Here is an 18,209-nt window from a genome sequence, read left to right as displayed (position 1 = left end):
TCCGGCGGAGGTGATCTGCTCGGTGTTGGTGCCGATGGTGTCGCTGAGGTTCTTCGCGACATCGTTGATCTGCTGCTCGGTGACATGGAAGGGGCGTCCGGAGACGGGACCTCCGATCTGCGGTGGTCCACCGCTCAACTCAGAGCGCGTCAGCTTCTGCGGTCAGCCCGCAGGAGCACAAGGAAGATTCCCACTGTCATCAGCCCCATCGCCACCGCCCACGACGTTCCGCTCTCGGTGCCGGCCCGTGGCCATTCCCACCACTGCGCCCTAGTGCCCTTGGCCCCTGGTGCACCCAGAAGGAAGGCTGGGACTGTCTGCGCTACGGGAAGCAGCCAAGAGAGCCTGAAACCCAACAGGGCAGCAGAGACAGCAGCCAAGCCAGTGAAACCCACCATATTCCTGAAGGCCAGTGGGAGGGCATCCAGATCGCCGGACAGGATGAGTGCGACACCTGCCAGGAGCACGGCGATTCCGAACGCCACGGTCAGGTGCCACGCAAGCACACGACGGCGAGGCAGGGCCGCGGCCTGCGAGAAGTCGGCCATGCCGTCGATGGTCGAAACGAGCACTCCGATCGCCAGCAGCAACGGCATGAAGGCAGCGCCTGATGCGGGGATGGGCCTGTCCCCGCTCACGTTGGGAAAGAGGACAGCCTGACCGCCCCACCACATGAGCGCCGCGGTGCAGCCCACCATGAAAGCCAGGGAGCGCGCGCTGTGGTGCGATCGGAAGTGGCTGCTCAGTGGCGAGAAGCCACGATCGCCGGTCAGCATGGCGCCTGCATCTCACGAGCCCACTGCTTCGCCGGGGCTACTTGATCAGCGCTTGGCAGGCTCAGGACGCGACGTACGTCGGACTGCCATCCCGTGTCCCCCGAGTACTCGTACGCGGGCAAGGTGCGGGAGCCCGCGGCTCGCGCCTCCAGCCATCCCTCCAGTTGGAGTCCTGCGTACATCTTCCGTTCCGTCTCGGCCTCCGTCTTACCTTCGCACCAGATCTTGTGCGGGGATGTCAGCTCCAGAAGAGCGGTATGCAGGAGATCTTTTGGACCGTGGTCCAGCGTGAAGCCGCCCGAGCCGTTCCGTTCCAATCCCTGTTCCGCGTAGCGCTTCGGGGCGGGCAGAACACCCTTCGCAGCCGCAGCTACTTTCTCCGCCGCGTCGACTGCCTCGGGGAGTCGTTTCGCGTGTTCGGGCCACACGCACACACTGCCTCCCCCGCCTGGCGCGCACACAGGTTTCTCCGCCTGACGGTCTCCAGGAGGTCACTGTCGTTACCAGGCATGGCGGCGATGCAGATCAGCGTGGCAACGGAGAAGAGCCCGCCGGCACTCGCCGCCCCTTTCATGGACCGGTCCCGGCTCTTCAGCGAACTCACGGTGCACATAGCCGCAACAGCGAGCACAGTGACCGCGAGTCGCCACGCCAGATGCGTATCCGACAGACGCACATCGATGGCGTGGTAGAAGACGACATTGGCGAGCGGGGAGGACTGCGAGCTGAACACGAGACTGAAGAGCATGAACCCCCCGACAGCCGCAATCGCTCCGGTGAAACGGCTGGGCAGCACTTGCCCGACGAAGTATCCGAGTGCCAGCGCGAATACCACTCCAGAGAGCCCGAAAAGTGCGTACCCGGGCCAGGGCCGGCCGGGCGCCCCGACCGTGACAATGCATGTGAATGCAGTACAGACGAGATATACGGCGCCGAGCCATACGGCGTCAGCGGTCAGACGTGTCAGTTCCACCTGATACAGGGGGCGCGCAGCGAGAAGTACGTCCGAGCCGCTGCGGCGGATCTGAGAGGCCCGGTGCGCCGCCATACCGACGGCGGCCACCATCAGAGGTATCGCTGCGCGGGTGGCTGCGGCGGAGGTCTCCGGCCAGGAGCCCCGCCAGTCCGCGCCGACGAAAAAAACCATGGCAGCGGCGGCGATGAGCAAAGGCGGCGCCGCCCAACGCATGGGAGTGCGGCGGAGTTCAACAAAGAGCCCGGTCATGGAGTGCTGGCCCCCTGTGGAGCCTGGCGACTCAGGGCCGATGCGTAGCCCCGTTCCAATGGGGTGTCCCCGGGAGCGTCGGCGGTAGCCGACCTTTCCAGTTCGGCGGGCGCACCCATGAAACGCAGGGTGCCCTCGTACAGAACACCGATCTGCGAGCAGGTGTGGGCGACATCTTCGACAAGGTGGGTGCTGAGCAGAACGCAGCTCTCGTGGGCCAGGTCCCGGATGAGCTCCCTAAACCTGACTCTCTGGTGCGGGTCAAGCCCCGTGGTTGGCTCGTCGAGGATTACCAGTCGTGGTCGTCCGGCGATCGCCTGGGCAATGCCCGCTCGACGCAACATGCCACCGGAGAGCCTCCGTAGCGGCGTGCCGGCCTGGTCGCCAAGCTCTACCCGTTCGATCGCTTCCGCAGCCTCTTTCGGAATACGATTCCGGGGGATCTCACGCAACCACGCACAATGCCTCACGAAGTCGGTCACTGTGAAATCTGCGGGGTAGGCGAAACTCTGCGGAAGAAACCCGATTTCGCGCCGGGCCGCCCGGAGCTGCTTCGCCGTGGTGACCTCATGGCCGAACACGCGAACACTCCCCGAGGTAGGCCGATTTATCGTGGCCAGACTCCGCAGGAGCGTGCTCTTCCCCGCGCCGTTGGGGCCAAGGAGGCCGAAGGCGCCGACGTCAAGTTCGAGGTCAAGCCCACGAACAACTGGTTTACGCTTGTACCCCTGGTGGAGGGCATTCACTTCGATCAGTGGCATGTGCGATCCTAGAGATAGCGCTGGGGCGTACTTGCACTACGCCCCAGCGCGGTCATTCAGGCAGCGTCAGAGGAGCTCGACGACAACCCTCTCGATGTTGAAGGTGCAGTCCGGCACATAGACCCGGACCGTGCCGCTCTTCTGGTCGACACGCTCCGAATACTTGTCCGACTCGAAGTCGCACACGGCCTTGGCGCGCCACTTGCCGGATCCGGTGCACTCGGCCCAGCCACCAGTGCTGCCAGCACTGGTCTTGCAGGACAGAGCCTCGGCGCCGGTCTCACCGGCCGAAGCGGGTGTTGCCCCGAACAGCAGGGTTGCGCCGGCCAGCACGGCACCTATGGTTGCAGCTCTCTTACGCATTCAGAATTCCGTGCAGAAAGCCCCCGAGGGGCTAAGCACCGGTCCATTCCCGGCACCGGAATGAATGTATGTCACGCACAGGGTTCCGAGGTCACGGATCCGAGATCTTGTCTGGAATCCAGTCATGCATCTACCAACTGTTGCCGAATGTGCGCAAAAGATCCACACCGCAAAGCACCCCTAAGTCCCGTATCGTCCGAACCGGAAGTCGCAAGTGTCCGGAATCGATCCCTCATGATGGAAATCATGAAGTCAAATAAGATGATTTAAAGCATTTTGACCATTGCGTGACCGTTATCTTGCGCTGCATCACAAGGCGAAGAGGCGCCGCATACTGGTACACATCCGGGTATTCTTGCAACGTAGAAAGCTGCCGTAGCTGTCGTCGTGCACCCGTCGGGGATATCGAAATGCCCCTTGGGCGAGGGAGCCGAGCACGTCGGGGCACTCACCGTATTACTTACTCATTTTGAGGTTCGCCTCGCTGCAGGGGTTGCCATTGCTCACCTTCGGCCGCCAATTGCGGCGCCCCAAAGTGATGCACCGCTTCAGCCGCCGTCAGGGCTCCAGCCGAAGAGCGTCCTGTTGCCGCCGCACTCGTCAAGGACCACGCCGATTTGCGCCGCAGCGCCACGCGCGCGCGTCGGCCGGTCCCGCGGCGGGCTGACTACGAAGATTCACCTTGCCGCAGACGGCAACTGCCGTCCCCTCGCGTTCTTTCTCACCACCGGCCAAGCTGGTGACGCGCCAGCGTTCACCGAGGTCATGACCCGTCTGCGCGTCCCACGCCGACGCGGACGTCCCCGCACCAGGCCGTCCGTGGTCCTGGCGGACAAGGCGTACTACTCACGCGCCATCCGCGAGCACCTACGCCAGCGCGGCATCAGGGCAGTGATCCCGTCCCAGCAGACCAGCGAGGCCATCGCCTACGCCGAGGCAGCCAGGGTGCAGACCACACCCGCCTTCGACCGCGAGACATATAGGCAACGCAAAACCGTCGAACGCTGCATCAACCACTTGAAGCGGTGGCGGGGACTTGCCACCCGCTACGAGAAGACCGCGATTGTCTACCTGGCAGGACTCCACGTCGCAGGCATCTTCCTTTGGTCCGCCCGTTGATCCAAAAAACGGCTACTGTAGCTGCCGACGGAAGGCAGACCGGCTGTCCGTCGCTCGACCTCACCGGCCGTCGGCGCGCCGGAGATGCCCGTTACGCTCGTACGCATGCACAGCCTGGCGATGATCGACAACTGGCCCGTCCCCACCGCGGCAGCGGCCGTCGTGCGAGCGGACGGCACCGTCGTCGGTACGCACGGCCCGACCGCGCACCGTTTCCCGCTCGCCTCCGTCACCAAGCCGATCGCGGCCTATGCGGCGCTCGTGGCGTACGAGGAGGGCGCGGTCGAGCTCGACGAGCCGGCCGGGCCCGAGGGTTCCACCGTCCGGCATCTGCTCGCGCACACCAGTGGGCTCGCCTTCGACGAGCACCGGGTGACGGCCGCTCCGGGCACCCGGCGGCTCTACTCCAACGCGGGCTTCGAGGTGCTCGGCGACCACATCGCCAAGGCCACCGACATCCCGTTCCCGGAGTATGTGCGCCAGGCGGTGCTGGAGCCGCTGGGGATGACGGCGACCACGGTGGACGGCTCGCCCGCCAAGGACGGTGTCTCGACCGTCGACGATCTCGTGCGGTTCGCGGCGGAGGTGCAGGCGCCGCGGCTGCTCGACCCGCGTACGGTGCTGGCCGCGCAGACCGTCGTGCACCCCGGCCTGAAGGGTGTGCTGCCGGGCTACGGCCACCAGAACCCCAACGACTGGGGGCTCGGCTTCGAGATACGGGACCACAAGTCGCCGCACTGGACGGGCGTTTCGTCGTCTCCGGCGACCTTCGGGCACTTCGGCCAGTCCGGGACGTTCCTGTGGATCGACCCGGTCGCGGGTGCGGCCTGCGTCGCGCTGACCGACCGGGCCTTCGGACCGTGGGCGGTGGAGGCGTGGCCGGCGTTCACGGACGCGGTACTCGCGGAGCTCCGCTCCGGCCACTGAGCCACGTCTCCCCCGGCCGGTCCGCCGACTTCGTGGCCAGGCACTCGAACCACACCGTCTTGCCACAGCCGTCGCGGCGCGGTTCCGCGCCCCAGCGGTCGGTGACGGCGTCGACGAGCATCAGCCCTCGCCCTCCGTCGTCGAGGGCATCGCCCGCGACCACGCGGGGCAGTTCCGGACAGCCGTCCGCGACCTCAACGCGCACGCCTCCTGCCGGGAGCAGGAAGATGAGCGTCTGGCAGCGACGGCCGGGGACGTGCCGTACGACATTGGCGATCAGTTCCGTGAGCGCCAGCTCGGCCGCGTCGGCCACGTCGAGGAGACCCCAGCCGGTGAGGTAGAGCCGCAGGATGCGGCGCAGATGCCCGGCCGAGTGCTCACCCATCGCGAAGTCGGCGCGGTAGGTCGCCTCAATGTCACCGGCCTGCGGATCAATTACGTGACTCATGTCACCAGAGTGCAGCGACGTGATTACGCTCGGCTACGTACGGAAACGAACGCCGCGAGGCGTTGAACGCCGGAGGTGCCCCGCCGTGGCCAACATCCAGACACTCGACCCCAGCGCTTCCCCGTTGGACTATTACGGCTGGGAGCTCCGCCGCCAGAGAGAGGCCAGCAACCTCAAGCAGGGCCAGCTCGGCGACATCATCTTCTGCACGGGCTCACTGATCGGCCAGATCGAGACGACGAAGAAGATCCCCACCCGCGACTTCTCCGAGCGGCTGGACGCGGCACTCGGTACGGACGGGGTGTTCTCGCGGCTGATCGGCCTGGTCCTGCGCAGCCAACTGCCGACCTGGTTCCAGCCGTACGCCGAGATGGAGTCGTGCGCCGCATATATCTCCACGTACCAGGCGCAGTTGGTGTACGGACTGTTACAGACGGAGGAGTACGCGCGGGCCGTACTGGCCACCGGCATGCCGGACGACCTCGAAAGCCTGGTGGCGGCCAGGATGGAGCGCCAGCGCATCCTGGAGCGGGAACGGCCCCCGCTCGCCTGGGCCGTCCTCGACGAAGCCGCGTTACACCGGCCGATCGGTGGCCGCGAGGTCATGCGGAAGCAACTCCAGCGGTTGTTGGACTTCACCGACCACCGCTGGATGCGAATTCAGGTGCTGCCCTTCGCGGCCGGTGAACACGCCAGCCTGGACGGGTCGTTCAACCTCCTGCGCTTCGACGACGACCCCGACATCGTCTACACGGAGGACATCGTTTCCGGGCATATGACCGCCAACCCCGACACCGTCAGGGAAGCCTCGCTCCGCTACGCTCACTTGCAGGCCGCAGCCCTCTCCGTCGAGGACTCGGCGGCACTGATCACCCGCGTGATGGAGGAGCGTTATGGAGACCGGTCCCGACCTGAAGAACGCGCGGTGGCGTAAGTCCAGCTACAGCGGAAGCACCGGCGGTGACTGCGTCGAGTGCACCGTCACCGGCGGCGCAGCCTGGCGCAAGTCCAGTTACAGCGGAAACACCGGCGGCGACTGCGTCGAGGTGACCGACGGCCTCCCCTGCGCCGTACCCGTCCGCGACAGCAAGAACCCCGACGGGCCCGTCCTCACCATCGGGGCTGCTGCCTGGCGGCACTTCGTCGACAGCCTCCGCTGACCACATCGCAAGCGCGCGACGGAAGGGGGGCTCGGGTGATCAGTGGTCACCCGAGCCCCCCTTTCTCGCGCAGCAGTGACTGATCATTTCGAAACGAGGCTTGAAGCCGCCTCAAGCAGATGAGGTCGCAGGCGAATTGGGGCAGACCGAGGTGGAGGTCGGCGCTTATCTCGTAGCGGGTCCGCAGCCGTTTGAATCGGTGGAGTCAGACGAAGCCCGCTCGACGACCCAGCGGTCTTTTCCAGGCCGGAGCCGTGGGCGATGCCCTTGCGGGCGATCTTGGGGCCCGCAGATTTATTCCACCGCCTCACCCACAGCCAAGCTCTCACCGAAATCATTCTAAAATGATCAGCTATCGACGCGGCCTGACATGGAGAGCCAGACAGGATTCACACACGGCATCGATTCGAATAAGCACCACAAAAGAAGAAGGGGACGCCCCGCAGGGCGTCCCCTATTTCAGCGGACTTCGACCTCGGCGAACTCAGTGAATTCGGATCGAAATGATCTTGTGGACGTGGCCGGGCTTCCACGCCTGCCACTTTGGGATGGTGACGGTGTCGAGCTTCTGGTTGTTCTTATCCTTCTGGTACTGGAGGGTCACGACGTTGTTCCCCGATTCGACCCATTTGACGCCGAAAATGGCGACGGGCATGGATCCGGCGTTGGCGAAACAGAGCGTGTCACGGCCGTCGTTATTGTGGATCGCCAGGTAGCCACGCTCATCACAGGACGTACGGTTGATCAAGGCGCCGACGCCCGAGGGAGACGCGGCCGCGACGGGAACAGCCGTGGCGACCAGTGCAGCCACAGAGGCGACAGCGACACCGACGAAACGACGCACGGGCAGCTTCATTTCTTCCCTTTCTCCTACGGTTCAGAAGCCCCTACTCTCGCACGTGCAGCGGCCACCCGGGAGCGCGCCTCTCAGTCAATTTCGTATACCAATGACCTCTTTCCACCCTTCGGTCGAATCTTGCCAGTCCGTGGCACCGTAGCGAGTCCTCTAAAAAATGAAATTTCGATCAAGAGAACCATTACCACAGAGTTTTCGACTATTTGTTCACCTGGCTGGTATTGACGTGCCCAGTTCCGCCCTTCGTTCCCGCACCTCCCGCCTACGACAGCACCGCTGGGAGGTCGGTTCTGGCCCGTGACGCCAACTGCTTGAGGCATTTTCAAGTCTCGTCCTGAAACGATCGGTAAGCGACGGAGGCGTCCGCCCTATTGTGGCTGGGGAGCAACCGAAATCTTCCGTACGAAGAGTCACGACCAGGGGCACCCTGATCATTCGCGCGTTGGAGGATCGCTATGCGGACCAGTCACGGCCTGACCGGAGCACAGTGGCGGAAATCGACGTACAGCGGAAGTACCGGCGGTGAGTGCGTCGAGTGCACCACCATCGGCGGTGCGACATGGCGCAAGTCCAGTTACAGCGGCACCAACGGCGGCGACTGCGTCGAGGTGGCCGACGGCCTCCCCCGCGCCGTACCCGTCCGTGACAGCAAGAACCCAGACGGCCCGGCCCTGATCGTCGGAGTCGACGCCTGGCAGACCTTCGTGGACGGGCTCCGCTGAACCACAGCCGCCAGTGGTCGTCGCGGCCTCCAGGGTCCGTCTTCAAACAGGTCTTGCCCAGATTAGGAACGACGCCAAGCTGACCGCTGCTTCGTAGGAGGTGGCGGTCTTGTCGTACCTGGCCGCATTCCCGCGGAAGTGTTTGAGGGTGTTGAAGCAGCGCTCGACGGTGCTGCGTCGGCGGTAGACCTCGCGGTCGAAGCCCGACCGTCGCAGGCCGGCCCGGCCTATGCGGGTGCCCGCGCCCTTCGGGGCCTGCGGTCGGCCGCACCCGCAGCGTGTCAGACCCGGCGCCTAGGCTGGCCACCAGGCCAGTGGTCAAGGAGCAGCGAAGTGCGGATAGAGCGTCACCAGGTGGGCGGGGCAGTGGTTTCGGCAGCGCGCGAGGACTTCGCGAACCGGATCGGGGGACAGGTCCGGTCGATGTCGAAGGCTGGCCGAATGGCCACGTACGAGTGGACGTCGATCGCCGAGGAGTTTCTCGACTACCTGGGCGCCCTCTCCGTCGAGACGCCCGATCTCGACACCCCGGAGGCCAAGGCCGCCCTCAAGGACGCCACCGAGGCCGCGGCCGGCGCGGTGGCGTTCGCAGCGTACTTCCCGCACTGCTCCTTCTTCATCACGCTCAACTACGTGAACTTCGGCATGGGTTACGACGCCGGAGAGGAGGAGGCTGCCGAGGAGAGCGTCACCCCGGGCGAATGGATCGACGCATTCTGTCTCGCCATTCTCTCGGACAAGGCCAAGTGGCACGGAGAGGCCTTCCACTTCGCCCGCCGGAAGTTCGGCGCCATCGCGGACGGAACGCCCGCCGTCGAGCTCATCAAAGGCCTCATGGCACAGGTCATCGACGACACGGGAGACGACGACGCGGAGTACCCCCCGAGCCCCCAGCAGAAGCTCGCCGCCGTCGACGCCGCGCTGGCCCGCATCCGCAGCCGGGAGGAGGAGACGGGCGAAAGCCTCCTCGACCGGCCGGACAGCGTGGCGCTCAAGACCCTGCGCGCTCTGGCCGCCGAGGACCGGGTGGGCTTCGACTCCGGGCTGACCGCCCTCCTGCTGCCGTACAGCACCCTGCCCGGCCCGGGCGCCTCGCCAAGCAGCCTCCTGCCGCTCCAGGCGCTCGCCCTGGCCGCGCTCGCGTACCGGACCCTGAGCTGGGCACCGGCCCTCGAGACTGACTACCTTCCGCGCGCGCTGGTCACCGGCTTCGAGACCCGCGGCCCGCGCGTCGAAGGCTTCGGCCGCAACCGGCGCCCGAACGCGGTCGCCGCGCTGGCCGCCGGGCCGCTGGAGGTCGGACGGCCGGCCCTCGAACGGGCCGTGAACCCGGAGAGCGAGGCCCTGATCGACCAGTACACCAGGGAGGCCTTCACCCCGGTGGACGGGCAGCCCCTCGCCGTATGGCGGCTCGGGAGCGCCCTGCGCTACCAGGAGCTCCTCTTCAAGTGGCGCGCCTCGGACTCCGGCGACGTCACGGACGCACAGCTCAAGAACCTTCGCCTGGCCTCCCAGCTGGGTGCGGCCCTGTTCCGCATCGCCCTCGCCGAGCCGGGCACCGAGGCCCAGGTGACGATCGACGGCCGTACGCTCGGCTACCCGGCCTCCCGTGGCAAGGACGCGGGCGCGGGCAACTGGCAGACCGCCACCGCCTTCGCCCTGATCACCGGCGTACGCGAAGACCTCGCTCCCCTGGTCCTCACCGGCCCCGCCTTCACCGCCGAGGACCGCTCTGCGTTCGCGTCGTACGGCAATGCCCTCCACGACTATCTGAAGGGCGCGGACCCGCAGCCGGCGACGGAACGGGCCCTGTGGGACGTCGACAGGGCCAAGGACTGGGGGTTCTTCCCCCCACCGGCGGCCCTCCTGTCTCAGCTTGTGGAGGGAGACGAGGAGAGCTTCAACCTGGCCTTGGCCGACGCCCTCGAAGCCCACCGCGACTACTACCGGGTCGCCGACCGCGCCGACGGCCCCGACGCCAGAATCGACCTCGGCGCCCTGGCCCTGGCCTGCCACGCCCGCCGCAGAGGCTGGAACATTCAGGTCAAATCCCCCTACTTGCCCCAGCGGCTGCTCCGGGCGGCCGAACCCTTCTAGAAGGCTGAATCGCCTCGAAGCCCAGTTCGCCGCGTTGCGCTACTTCGCCCTGGACGGCACCGACCACCGCAGCCACAAAGAGCAAGGCAGCATGATCCGCCGCTACATCATCTGGCGAAACCGCCACGCCGACGACACCCGCCCACGTCAGGTCGTCGCCCGAGCCAACGTGGCCTGACCAGCGACTACCCGAACGACCAGTCCTCAGCCCGCGGTCTTGGTTTTGATGAGCGGCGCGTCCCGCGTGAACTCCCGGAACCCGACGCTGCAGTACAGCCCGCGCGCCTGGGGATGCCCCGGCGCACCCAGGCAGGCGACCGTCATATGAGTGGCCCCGGCCACCCGCGCCAGATGCATCCCGTGCAGAAGCATCGCCCTTCCCAGCCCCAGACGCCGGTAGCGCGGATGCGTCCCGACCGGCTCGAACTCAGCGGTCCTGTTCGCTTCGTCGAGCCACATGATCGTCGAGGATGCCATCGTTCCGTCCGGCGCCTCCACCAGGATGTGCAGGTCGCCGCGATACCCCGCCGTCTGCCGGACGCCCTGGTAGTCCTCGGCCGTGTACGCCGAGGGAGCCCAGGCATCCAGATGGGCCTGGACCGCGGCCTTCGGCCCGGCCTCGTCGGCGGTGCGGAACCGGAATCCGTCTGGTAGTACCGGCTGTTCCACGTCGGTGAGGTCCCGCTCGTTGAGCTGGGTCCAGGACCCTGCGTCGCCGAGCGAGGCCGGGTCAGTCTCATAGCCGTGCGCCGCCCATCGCTTCAGGGCGAACTCATCGGCGGCGCTCGGCATCACCGTACGCTCGATGTCCGCCGCCGTACCGTCGTACCAGTCGATCACCTCGTCAACCAGCCCGGCGTGGTCGGGATGGACCTGATACGCCAGATAGGCGCCGGTGACGTCCTTCACCGACCCGTCGCTCCGCCTCACCTGGTGCGGAAGATGCGCCCAGCCCCACGCCACCAGATCCCCGCCGGAGAACCACAGCCGACGCCGCCAGCTTGCGCCGTCGTCGGCGTGCCCCCTGCCCCAGTTCCAGGCCAGCTCGCCGAAGGTCGCGTCGCTGTTCGCCAGGTCCGGGCGGGTGGCGGTGACACGCTGCGCCAGACCCTGCATGAGCTGCACGTCCGCGGCGGTCACAAGCTCGAAGGTCGCCATAGTGCGCCACTGTGTCAGGACCCCGCAAAGCCGTCGAACCGTTTCCCGGGGCAGCCGATCGCGGCAGTCAACAGCACAACGCGCGAAGCGCATCGTCGTGGCAGGGGAGCCGATGGCAGGCCGGGCAGCCATGTCCCTCGATTACGCCGGCCGACTGCGGACATCGACCGACGCGCGTCACGACCTACAGGGCGAACGTTGCCTGCTACGGCACTGGCGGTATTCGCGGAACCCGAGCGCTGAGGAACCGCTACTCTCCTCGGCCATGGCCGACATAGTCCGCGCTGCCGCCTCCGACGTCCCGGTGCTCGCTTCCGTGCTCGCCAGTGCCTACGCCGAGGACCCCGTCTGGTCCTGGCTGATGCCGCGCGACCGGGACCGGCGGCTGCGACTGCTGTTCGCCGCGCATCTGGCGCAGCAGGTCCCGGCGGGCCGAGTGTGGACCGACCCGGAGCGCACAGTGGCGGCTGTGTGGGCGGAGCCCGGGAAGTGGAAGCTGCCGGTGAGCTATCTGCTGCGCAACGCGGGCACACTGCTGCGGGCGGGGCGGGCCCAGCTGCCCAGGACCGGAATGCGGTTGCTCGCGCTGGAGCACCGCCACCCGGCCGACCCCGCGCACTGGTACGTCGAGTACATCGGCACCCACGCGGACGCGCGCGGCACGGGGCGCGGATCGCAGGTGCTCGGTGGGCTGCTGAAGCAGGCGGACGCCGACGGGCGGCCGGTGTTCCTGGAGTCGAGCAACCGCCGCAATCTGACCTTCTACCGGCGGCACGGCTTCACGGTGCACGAGGAGATGACGTTTCGAGCGGGGCCGCCGATGTGGTCGATGTGGCGCGGGGAGACGGGCTGGTAGCCCGGATCGGGGGCGGGGCCACAGCTCAGGCCGACAGCTCCCAGATCAGCACCTCGGCCGTCCCGGCCGCCACCAGTTCCAGCCCTTGCTCCCCGGTGATCCGCATCGAGTCGCCCGGCTCCAGCTCCTCGTCGCCGAGCCGCACACCCCCGGCCACCACATGCACATACACCCGCGCCGCGTCCGGCACCGCCGTGCGTTCTCCCTCGGCGAGTCTGCGGACGTGCAGCATCGCACCGGCCGCAGGGAGGGCGTACGGGGTGGAGTCGGCGATGCCGGGAACGATCGCGTACGAGGGGTCGCCGCCCGGTTCGAGCGGGGCCAGCCACATCTGAATGAACGTCAGCGGCCCGTCACCGTCGTTGCGCTCGACGTGGCGCACCCCTGCCGCCGCCCTGAGGTGCTGAAGGTCCCCGGCCCGTACGACCGTGGCGTGGCCGGTCGAATCGCGGTGGGTCAGCTCGCCCTCGACGACCCAGGTGACGATCTCCGTGTTGCTGTGCGGGTGTTCGTCGAAGCCCGCGCCGGGCGCCAGCCGTTCCGAGTTACAGGCCAGGATCGCGCCGAAGCGCAGATTGTCCGGATCGTAGAAGCTGCCGAACGAGAAGGCGTGCCGGGACAGGATGCCGGCGGCCCGGTCCCCGCCCATGAAGCGGTCTTCGGCACGGTGTACGGAAATCACCTGCCCACGGTAGCCCGGCGCGGAACCCCTGCGATCGCCTTGTCGCTACTCGGCAGTACGACCCGCGGTCGCCCCGGCCCCCCGTGCACGTGGTCCTATAAGGCAGTCTTGTGTCCGTGCCCCGACCCGATCCTGAGCAGCCCGCTGCGAACGCCGCCCACCTGCATGCCGCGACCCTGAAACGCCTGGAGCAGTCCTCCGGCCGACTGGCCGCCAACGCGATCGCCCGCATGGACGAGTCGCTGCCGTGGTACCGGGCGATGCCACCGGAGAACCGGTCCTGGATCGGCCTGGTGGCCCAGGCCGGAATCGCGGCGTTCACCGAGTGGTTCCGGCATCCGGAGACGCCGCAGGCCATCTCCACCGATGTGTTCGGCACGGCTCCGCGTGAGCTGACCCGGGCGATCACACTGCGGCAGACCGTAGAGATGGTGCGTACGACGATCGAGGTCATGGAGGCCGCGATCGAGGAGGTCGCCGCGCCCGGCGACGAGTCGGTGCTGCGCGAGGCGCTGCTCGTCTACGCGCGGGAGATCGCCTTCGCGACCGCCCAGGTGTACGCGCAGGCCGCCGAGGCCCGCGGCGCCTGGGACGCCCGGCTGGAATCGCTCGTGGTGAACGCCGTGCTGTCCGGTGAGGCCGACGAGGGTGCCGTGTCCCGGGCCGCCGCGCTCGGCTGGAACTCCCCCGAACATGTCTGTGTGGTGCTCGGTACGGCCCCGGACGGCGACAGCGAACTGACCGTGGAGGCGATCCGGCGGGCCGCCCGGCACGCGAAGCTCCAGGTCCTGACCGGCGTGCTCGGCAACCGGCTGGTCGTCATCGCGGGCGGCAGCGACAACCCGCTGCATGTCGCCAAGGCGCTGATCGGCCCGTACGCGGCGGGTCCCGTCGTCGCCGGGCCCGTAGTGCCCGACCTGCTGGCGGCCACCCGGTCCGCACAGGCGGCGGCCGCCGGACTCAAGGCGTGCGGCGCCTGGCAGGACGCCCCGCGACCGGTGCTGGCCGACGATCTGCTGCCGGAGCGCGCGATGGCGGGCGACCCTGCCGCACGGGACCAATTGGTGGAGGAGATCTACAGACCGCTGGAAGAAGCGGGTTCTGCACTCCTGGAGACGTTGAGTGTGTATCTGGAACAGGCGAGCAGCCTGGAGGGTGCGGCCAGGATGCTCTACGTCCACCCCAACACCGTGCGCTACCGGCTCCGACGTGTGACTGACGTCACCGGATGGTCGCCTTCCGATGTCCGCTCGGCGTTCACACTCCGAATCGCCCTGATCCTGGGGCGCTTGGCCGCCAGAGATCCCCAGTCCTAGACTTTTGTCGGACATCAACAATTCCCCATACGGTTCTTCGTCCCTGTCCCCACGGGTGTTCCGGACCGTTCACAAGAGAGAGTGTGAGGGTGCTCGTACTCGTCGCTCCCGGCCAAGGCGCTCAGACGCCCGGCTTCCTGACTCCCTGGCTCGACCTCCCCGGTGCCTCCGACCGCATCGCGGCCTGGTCCGACGCCATCGGGCTCGACCTCGCCCACTACGGCACCAAGGCCGACGCGGACGAGATCCGTGACACCGCGGTGGCGCAGCCGCTGCTGGTCGCCGCCGGTCTGCTGTCCGCCGCCGCGCTCGACGCGTCGCCCGACATCGTCGCAGGTCACAGCGTTGGGGAGATCACTGCAGCCACCCTCGCCGGAGTCATCGACGAGGAGGCCGCGCTGCGCCTCGTACGCACCCGCGGGCTCGCCATGGCCGACGCTGCCGCGATCACCGAGACCGGTATGGCGGCGCTGCTCGGCGGCGACCCCGAGGTGACGGTCCCTCACCTGGAGAAGCTCGGACTGACCCCGGCGAACGTCAACGGGGGCGGCCAGGTCGTCGCCGCCGGCACCGCCGCGCAGATCGCCGAGCTGATCGAGGACAAGCCCGAGGGCGTGCGCCGCGTGGTGCCCCTCAAGGTCGCCGGCGCCTTCCACACGCACCACATGGCGCCCGCTGTCGACCGGCTGCGCGAGGCCGCCCTGGCGCTGAAGATCGCCGACCCAACCGTGACATATGTCTCGAACGCCGACGGGAAGCCCGTTGCCCTCGGCGACGAGGTCATCTCGCGGCTGGTCGGCCAGGTGGCCAGCCCGGTCCGCTGGGACCTGTGCATGGAGACCTTCAAGGAGATGGGCGTCACGGCTCTCATCGAGGCATGCCCCGGCGGCACCCTCACGGGTCTCGCCAAGCGCGCGCTGCCCGGTGTGCAGACCCTCGCGCTCAAGACCCCCGACGACCTCGACGCGGCCCGTGCGCTCATCACCGAGCACACAGGCGCCTAAGGAGCCCGAGAGCATGTCGAAGATCAAGCCCAGTCAGGGCGCCCCGTACGCACGCATCATGGGTGTCGGTGGCTACCGTCCGACCCGCGTCGTGCCCAACGAGGTGATCCTCGAGACGATCGACTCGTCCGACGAGTGGATCCGCTCGCGCTCCGGCATCGCCACCCGCCACTGGGCCTCCGAGGAGGAGACCGTGGCCGCGATGTCCGTGGAGGCGTCCGGGAAGGCCATCGCGGACGCCGGGATAAGGCCCGAGCAGATCGGCGCCGTGATCGTCTCCACCGTCTCGCACTTCAAGCAGACCCCGGCCATCGCGACCGAGATCGCCCACAAGGTCGGCGCCGGCAAGCCCGCCGCCTTCGACATCTCGGCCGGCTGCGCGGGCTTCGGCTACGGACTGACCCTCGCCAAGGGCATGATCGTCGAAGGTTCGGCAGAGTACGTTCTCGTCATCGGCGTGGAGCGGCTCAGCGATCTCACCGACAAGGAGGACCGCGCGACGGCCTTCCTCTTCGGCGACGGCGCCGGCGCGGTCGTCGTCGGCCCCTCCAAGGTGCCGGCCATAGGCCCGACCGTCTGGGGCTCCGAGGGCGACAAGTCCGAGACGATCAAGCAGACCGTGGCGTGGGACGAGTTCCACGCCGAGCGCCCGGAGAAGTTCCCGGCCATCACGCAGGAGGGCCAGGCGGTCTTCCGCTGGGCCGTCTTCGAGATGGCGAAGGTCGCCCAGCAGGCGCTGGACGCGGCCGGGATCGCTCCGGAAGACCTGGACGTCTTCATTCCGCACCAGGCCAACATGCGGATCATCGACTCGATGGTGAAGACCCTGAAGCTGCCGGAGAACGTCATGGTCGCCCGTGACGTGGAGACCACCGGCAACACCTCCGCCGCCTCGATTCCGCTCGCTATGGAGCGGCTTCTGGCGACCGGTCAGGCGAAGAGCGGCGACACCGCGCTCGTCATCGGCTTCGGGGCGGGTCTCGTCTACGCCGCGACGGTCGTTACCCTCCCCTAGGCACACCAGGCCTTTTCGGCCCGGACGTCCAAACCCTGCAGATAAACACCGAAGGAGCGCCAACATGGCCGCCACTCAGGAAGAGATCGTCACCGGTCTCGCCGAGATCGTCAACGAGATCGCCGGTATCCCGGTCGAGGACGTCCAGCTGGACAAGTCCTTCACCGACGACCTGGACGTCGACTCGCTGTCCATGGTCGAGGTCGTCGTCGCCGCCGAGGAGCGCTTCGACGTCAAGATCCCCGACGAGGACGTCAAGAACCTCAAGACGGTCGGCGACGCTGCCGAGTACATCCTCAAGCACCAGGCCTGATCAGGCCGGCTCCTGTGTCGCCACCCGGCGGTGGCGCCGCTGATTCACGACCCTCTACACGTGGAGAAGATTTTCCAGTGAACTCGACCAATCGCACCGTGGTCGTCACCGGTATCGGCGCAACCACTCCGCTGGGTGGCGACTCGGCGTCGACCTGGGAAGGTCTGATGGCCGGCCGTTCCGGCGTCAAGCCTCTCGAGGGCGACCGTTTCGCCGAATTGCCCGTCCGCATCGCCGCACTCGCGGCCGTCGACCCGGGCGATGTCCTGCCCCGCCCGCTCGCCCGCAAGCTGGACCGCTCGGCGCAGTTCGCGCTGATCGCGGCCCGCGAGGCGTGGGCGGACGCCGGCTTCACCGGCAAGGCCGGTGAGGACGACACGATCCAGCCCGAGCGGCTGGGCTCGGTCATCGCCTCCGGTATCGGCGGCGTGACCACCCTGCTCGACCAGTACGACGTGCTCAAGGAGAAGGGCGTACGCCGCGTCTCCCCGCACACCGTGCCCATGCTCATGCCCAACGGCCCGGCCGCCAACGTCGGCCTGGAGGTCAACGCCCAGGCCGGTGTGCACGCTCCGGTCTCCGCCTGTGCCTCGGGCGCCGAGGCGATCGGGTACGCCGTCGAGATGATCCGCACCGGCCGTGCCGATGTGGTCCTCGCCGGTGGCACCGAGGCGGCGATCCACCCGCTGCCGATCGCCGCGTTCGCCAACATGATGGCGATGTCCAAGAACAACGACGAGCCCCAGAAGGCGTCGCGTCCGTACGACACGGGCCGTGACGGCTTCGTGCTCGGCGAGGGTGCCGGGGTCGTCGTCCTGGAGTCCGCGGAGCACGCCGCCGCGCGTGGCGCCAAGGTCTACTGCGAGGTGCTGGGCCAGGGGCTGTCCGCGGACGCCCACCACATCGCGCAGCCCGAGCCGACCGGTCGTGGCATCGCCGCCGCGATGCAGAACCTGCTGGACCAGACGGATCTCAAGCCGTCCGAGGTCGTGCACCTCAACGCGCACGCCACGTCGACGCCGCAGGGCGATGTCGCGGAGCTGAAGGCTCTGCGCAAGGTTCTGGGCGACGACCTCGACCATGTCGCGATCTCCGCGACGAAGTCGATGACCGGTCACCTCCTCGGTGGCGCGGGCGGCGTCGAGACCGTCGCGACGGTCCTGGCACTGCACCACCGGATGGCTCCGCCGACGATCAATGTGGAGCACCTCGACGAGGCGGTGGAGGCGGACATCGTGCGCGATGAGCCGCGGCCGCTGCCTCAGGGGCCGATCGCCGCGATCAACAACTCGTTCGGGTTCGGCGGTCACAACGTGGTCCTGGCGTTCCGCAGCGTCTGACCTGCGGTCCGCGGCCCGGTACGCCGAAGCCCGCCTCCCCCGAGTGGGGGGGCGGGCTTCGTCCGGTGCGG

Annotated in this window: 20 protein-coding genes and 3 pseudogenes; 13 read left to right on the top strand and 10 right to left on the bottom strand. The window is 67.7% G+C overall.

From position 1 onward, the window contains the following. Window positions 1–149: 149 nt before the first annotated feature. The 5 genes from ABTZ94_RS27820 to ABTZ94_RS27805 form a co-directional block, all read right to left on the bottom strand. Window positions 150–776 carry a hypothetical protein gene (locus ABTZ94_RS27820; protein ID WP_351204596.1) on the bottom strand — a complete coding sequence of 209 codons (627 nt, stop codon included), beginning with the start codon at window positions 774–776 and terminating at the stop codon, window positions 150–152. Continuing rightward, window positions 770–1,204, bottom strand: coding sequence for a hypothetical protein (locus ABTZ94_RS38000; protein WP_502967317.1), 435 nt, complete (start codon window positions 1,202–1,204; stop codon window positions 770–772). Before ABTZ94_RS38000 ends, ABTZ94_RS27820 begins: the two co-directional genes overlap by 7 nt. Beyond that, window positions 1,147–1,944, bottom strand: a complete 798-nt coding sequence (locus ABTZ94_RS27815; RefSeq protein WP_351204594.1) for an ABC transporter permease — start codon at window positions 1,942–1,944, stop codon at window positions 1,147–1,149. Before ABTZ94_RS27815 ends, ABTZ94_RS38000 begins: the two co-directional genes overlap by 58 nt. Window positions 1,945–1,997: 53 nt before the next feature. After that, window positions 1,998–2,762: an ABC transporter ATP-binding protein gene (locus ABTZ94_RS27810; RefSeq protein ID WP_351204592.1), complete on the bottom strand. Its 765-nt coding sequence runs from the start codon at window positions 2,760–2,762 to the stop codon at window positions 1,998–2,000. Window positions 2,763–2,828: 66 nt separating this feature from the next. Next, on the bottom strand, window positions 2,829–3,095 hold the full coding sequence (locus ABTZ94_RS27805) for a hypothetical protein (RefSeq protein ID WP_351204590.1): 267 nt from the start codon (window positions 3,093–3,095) through the stop codon (window positions 2,829–2,831). A 666-nt stretch (window positions 3,096–3,761) separates the two neighbouring features. Between ABTZ94_RS27805 and ABTZ94_RS27800 the strand changes: the two are divergent. Together ABTZ94_RS27800 and ABTZ94_RS27795 are read left to right on the top strand one after the other, a co-directional pair. Continuing rightward, window positions 3,762–4,244 (top strand): annotated as a pseudogene (locus ABTZ94_RS27800) (IS5 family transposase); the annotation flags it as partial. A gap of 105 nt (window positions 4,245–4,349) precedes the next feature. Further along, window positions 4,350–5,171, top strand: coding sequence for a serine hydrolase domain-containing protein (locus tag ABTZ94_RS27795; protein ID WP_351204586.1), 822 nt, complete (start codon window positions 4,350–4,352; stop codon window positions 5,169–5,171). On the opposite strand, the gene ABTZ94_RS27790 is transcribed toward ABTZ94_RS27795, so the two are convergent. Further along, window positions 5,131–5,619 (bottom strand): ATP-binding protein, encoded by a 489-nt coding sequence (locus tag ABTZ94_RS27790; protein ID WP_351204584.1) that lies wholly within the window; start codon window positions 5,617–5,619, stop codon window positions 5,131–5,133. The two genes, ABTZ94_RS27795 and ABTZ94_RS27790, sit on opposite strands and share 41 nt — an antisense overlap. 85 nt (window positions 5,620–5,704) lie before the next feature. Between ABTZ94_RS27790 and ABTZ94_RS27785 the strand changes: the two genes are divergently transcribed. Continuing rightward, window positions 5,705–6,553 carry a helix-turn-helix domain-containing protein gene (locus ABTZ94_RS27785; RefSeq protein WP_351204582.1) on the top strand — a complete coding sequence of 283 codons (849 nt, stop codon included), beginning with the start codon at window positions 5,705–5,707 and terminating at the stop codon, window positions 6,551–6,553. Further along, on the top strand, window positions 6,513–6,779 hold the full coding sequence (locus ABTZ94_RS27780) for a DUF397 domain-containing protein (protein ID WP_351204580.1): 267 nt from the start codon (window positions 6,513–6,515) through the stop codon (window positions 6,777–6,779). The genes ABTZ94_RS27785 and ABTZ94_RS27780 overlap by 41 nt, the downstream gene beginning before the upstream one ends. 46 nt (window positions 6,780–6,825) lie before the next feature. Here the strand turns inward: ABTZ94_RS27780 and ABTZ94_RS27775 are convergent. Next, window positions 6,826–7,063 (bottom strand): annotated as a pseudogene (locus ABTZ94_RS27775) (hypothetical protein); the annotation flags it as partial. A gap of 200 nt (window positions 7,064–7,263) precedes the next feature. Beyond that, window positions 7,264–7,635 (bottom strand): beta/gamma crystallin domain-containing protein, encoded by a 372-nt coding sequence (locus tag ABTZ94_RS27770; RefSeq protein WP_351204578.1) that lies wholly within the window; start codon window positions 7,633–7,635, stop codon window positions 7,264–7,266. Between the two features lie 455 nt (window positions 7,636–8,090). Here ABTZ94_RS27770 and ABTZ94_RS27765 point away from each other — a divergent pair, with 455 nt between their 5' ends. From ABTZ94_RS27765 to ABTZ94_RS27750, 3 genes and pseudogenes are all read left to right on the top strand, one after another. Further along, on the top strand, window positions 8,091–8,357 hold the full coding sequence (locus ABTZ94_RS27765; protein ID WP_351204576.1) for a DUF397 domain-containing protein: 267 nt from the start codon (window positions 8,091–8,093) through the stop codon (window positions 8,355–8,357). Between the two features lie 333 nt (window positions 8,358–8,690). After that, a complete protein-coding gene (locus ABTZ94_RS27755; RefSeq protein ID WP_351204574.1) occupies window positions 8,691–10,454 on the top strand; it encodes an immunity 49 family protein in 1,764 nt (587 codons plus the stop codon). Further along, a pseudogene (locus ABTZ94_RS27750) lies at window positions 10,441–10,632 on the top strand (hypothetical protein); the annotation flags it as partial. The gene ABTZ94_RS27755 and the pseudogene ABTZ94_RS27750, both read left to right, overlap by 14 nt. 26 nt (window positions 10,633–10,658) lie before the next feature. Here the strand turns inward: ABTZ94_RS27750 and ABTZ94_RS27745 are convergent. Then, on the bottom strand, window positions 10,659–11,612 hold the full coding sequence (locus ABTZ94_RS27745) for a GNAT family N-acetyltransferase (RefSeq protein ID WP_351204572.1): 954 nt from the start codon (window positions 11,610–11,612) through the stop codon (window positions 10,659–10,661). A gap of 265 nt (window positions 11,613–11,877) precedes the next feature. Here ABTZ94_RS27745 and ABTZ94_RS27740 point away from each other — a divergent pair, with 265 nt between their 5' ends. Further along, window positions 11,878–12,468 (top strand): GNAT family N-acetyltransferase, encoded by a 591-nt coding sequence (locus ABTZ94_RS27740; protein ID WP_351204570.1) that lies wholly within the window; start codon window positions 11,878–11,880, stop codon window positions 12,466–12,468. Window positions 12,469–12,493: 25 nt separating this feature from the next. On the opposite strand, the gene ABTZ94_RS27735 is transcribed toward ABTZ94_RS27740, so the two are convergent. After that, window positions 12,494–13,150 carry a pirin family protein gene (locus ABTZ94_RS27735; protein WP_351204568.1) on the bottom strand — a complete coding sequence of 219 codons (657 nt, stop codon included), beginning with the start codon at window positions 13,148–13,150 and terminating at the stop codon, window positions 12,494–12,496. A 116-nt stretch (window positions 13,151–13,266) separates the two neighbouring features. Here ABTZ94_RS27735 and ABTZ94_RS27730 point away from each other — a divergent pair, with 116 nt between their 5' ends. The 5 genes from ABTZ94_RS27730 to fabF all read left to right on the top strand — a co-directional run bounded on the left by ABTZ94_RS27730 (window position 13,267) and on the right by fabF (window position 18,138). Then, on the top strand, window positions 13,267–14,466 hold the full coding sequence (locus ABTZ94_RS27730) for a PucR family transcriptional regulator (RefSeq protein ID WP_351204566.1): 1,200 nt from the start codon (window positions 13,267–13,269) through the stop codon (window positions 14,464–14,466). Window positions 14,467–14,555: 89 nt separating this feature from the next. Then, window positions 14,556–15,470, top strand: a complete 915-nt coding sequence (locus tag ABTZ94_RS27725; RefSeq protein WP_351204564.1) for an ACP S-malonyltransferase — start codon at window positions 14,556–14,558, stop codon at window positions 15,468–15,470. 13 nt (window positions 15,471–15,483) lie between these two features. After that, entirely contained in the window at window positions 15,484–16,485 is a 1,002-nt protein-coding gene (locus tag ABTZ94_RS27720) for a ketoacyl-ACP synthase III (RefSeq protein WP_351204562.1), read from the top strand. 64 nt (window positions 16,486–16,549) lie between these two features. Continuing rightward, window positions 16,550–16,798, top strand: coding sequence for an acyl carrier protein (locus ABTZ94_RS27715; RefSeq protein ID WP_123470715.1), 249 nt, complete (start codon window positions 16,550–16,552; stop codon window positions 16,796–16,798). A 77-nt stretch (window positions 16,799–16,875) separates the two neighbouring features. Next, on the top strand, window positions 16,876–18,138 hold the full coding sequence (gene fabF, locus ABTZ94_RS27710; protein WP_351204560.1) for a beta-ketoacyl-ACP synthase II: 1,263 nt from the start codon (window positions 16,876–16,878) through the stop codon (window positions 18,136–18,138). The last annotated feature ends 71 nt before the right edge of the window (window positions 18,139–18,209 follow it).

Source organism: Streptomyces sp. NPDC002785 (genome assembly GCF_040295565.1).
Classification (GTDB): domain Bacteria; phylum Actinomycetota; class Actinomycetes; order Streptomycetales; family Streptomycetaceae; genus Streptomyces.
Note: the sequence above shows the minus strand (reverse complement) of the source record. Positions and strands in the feature narration are given on the sequence as shown.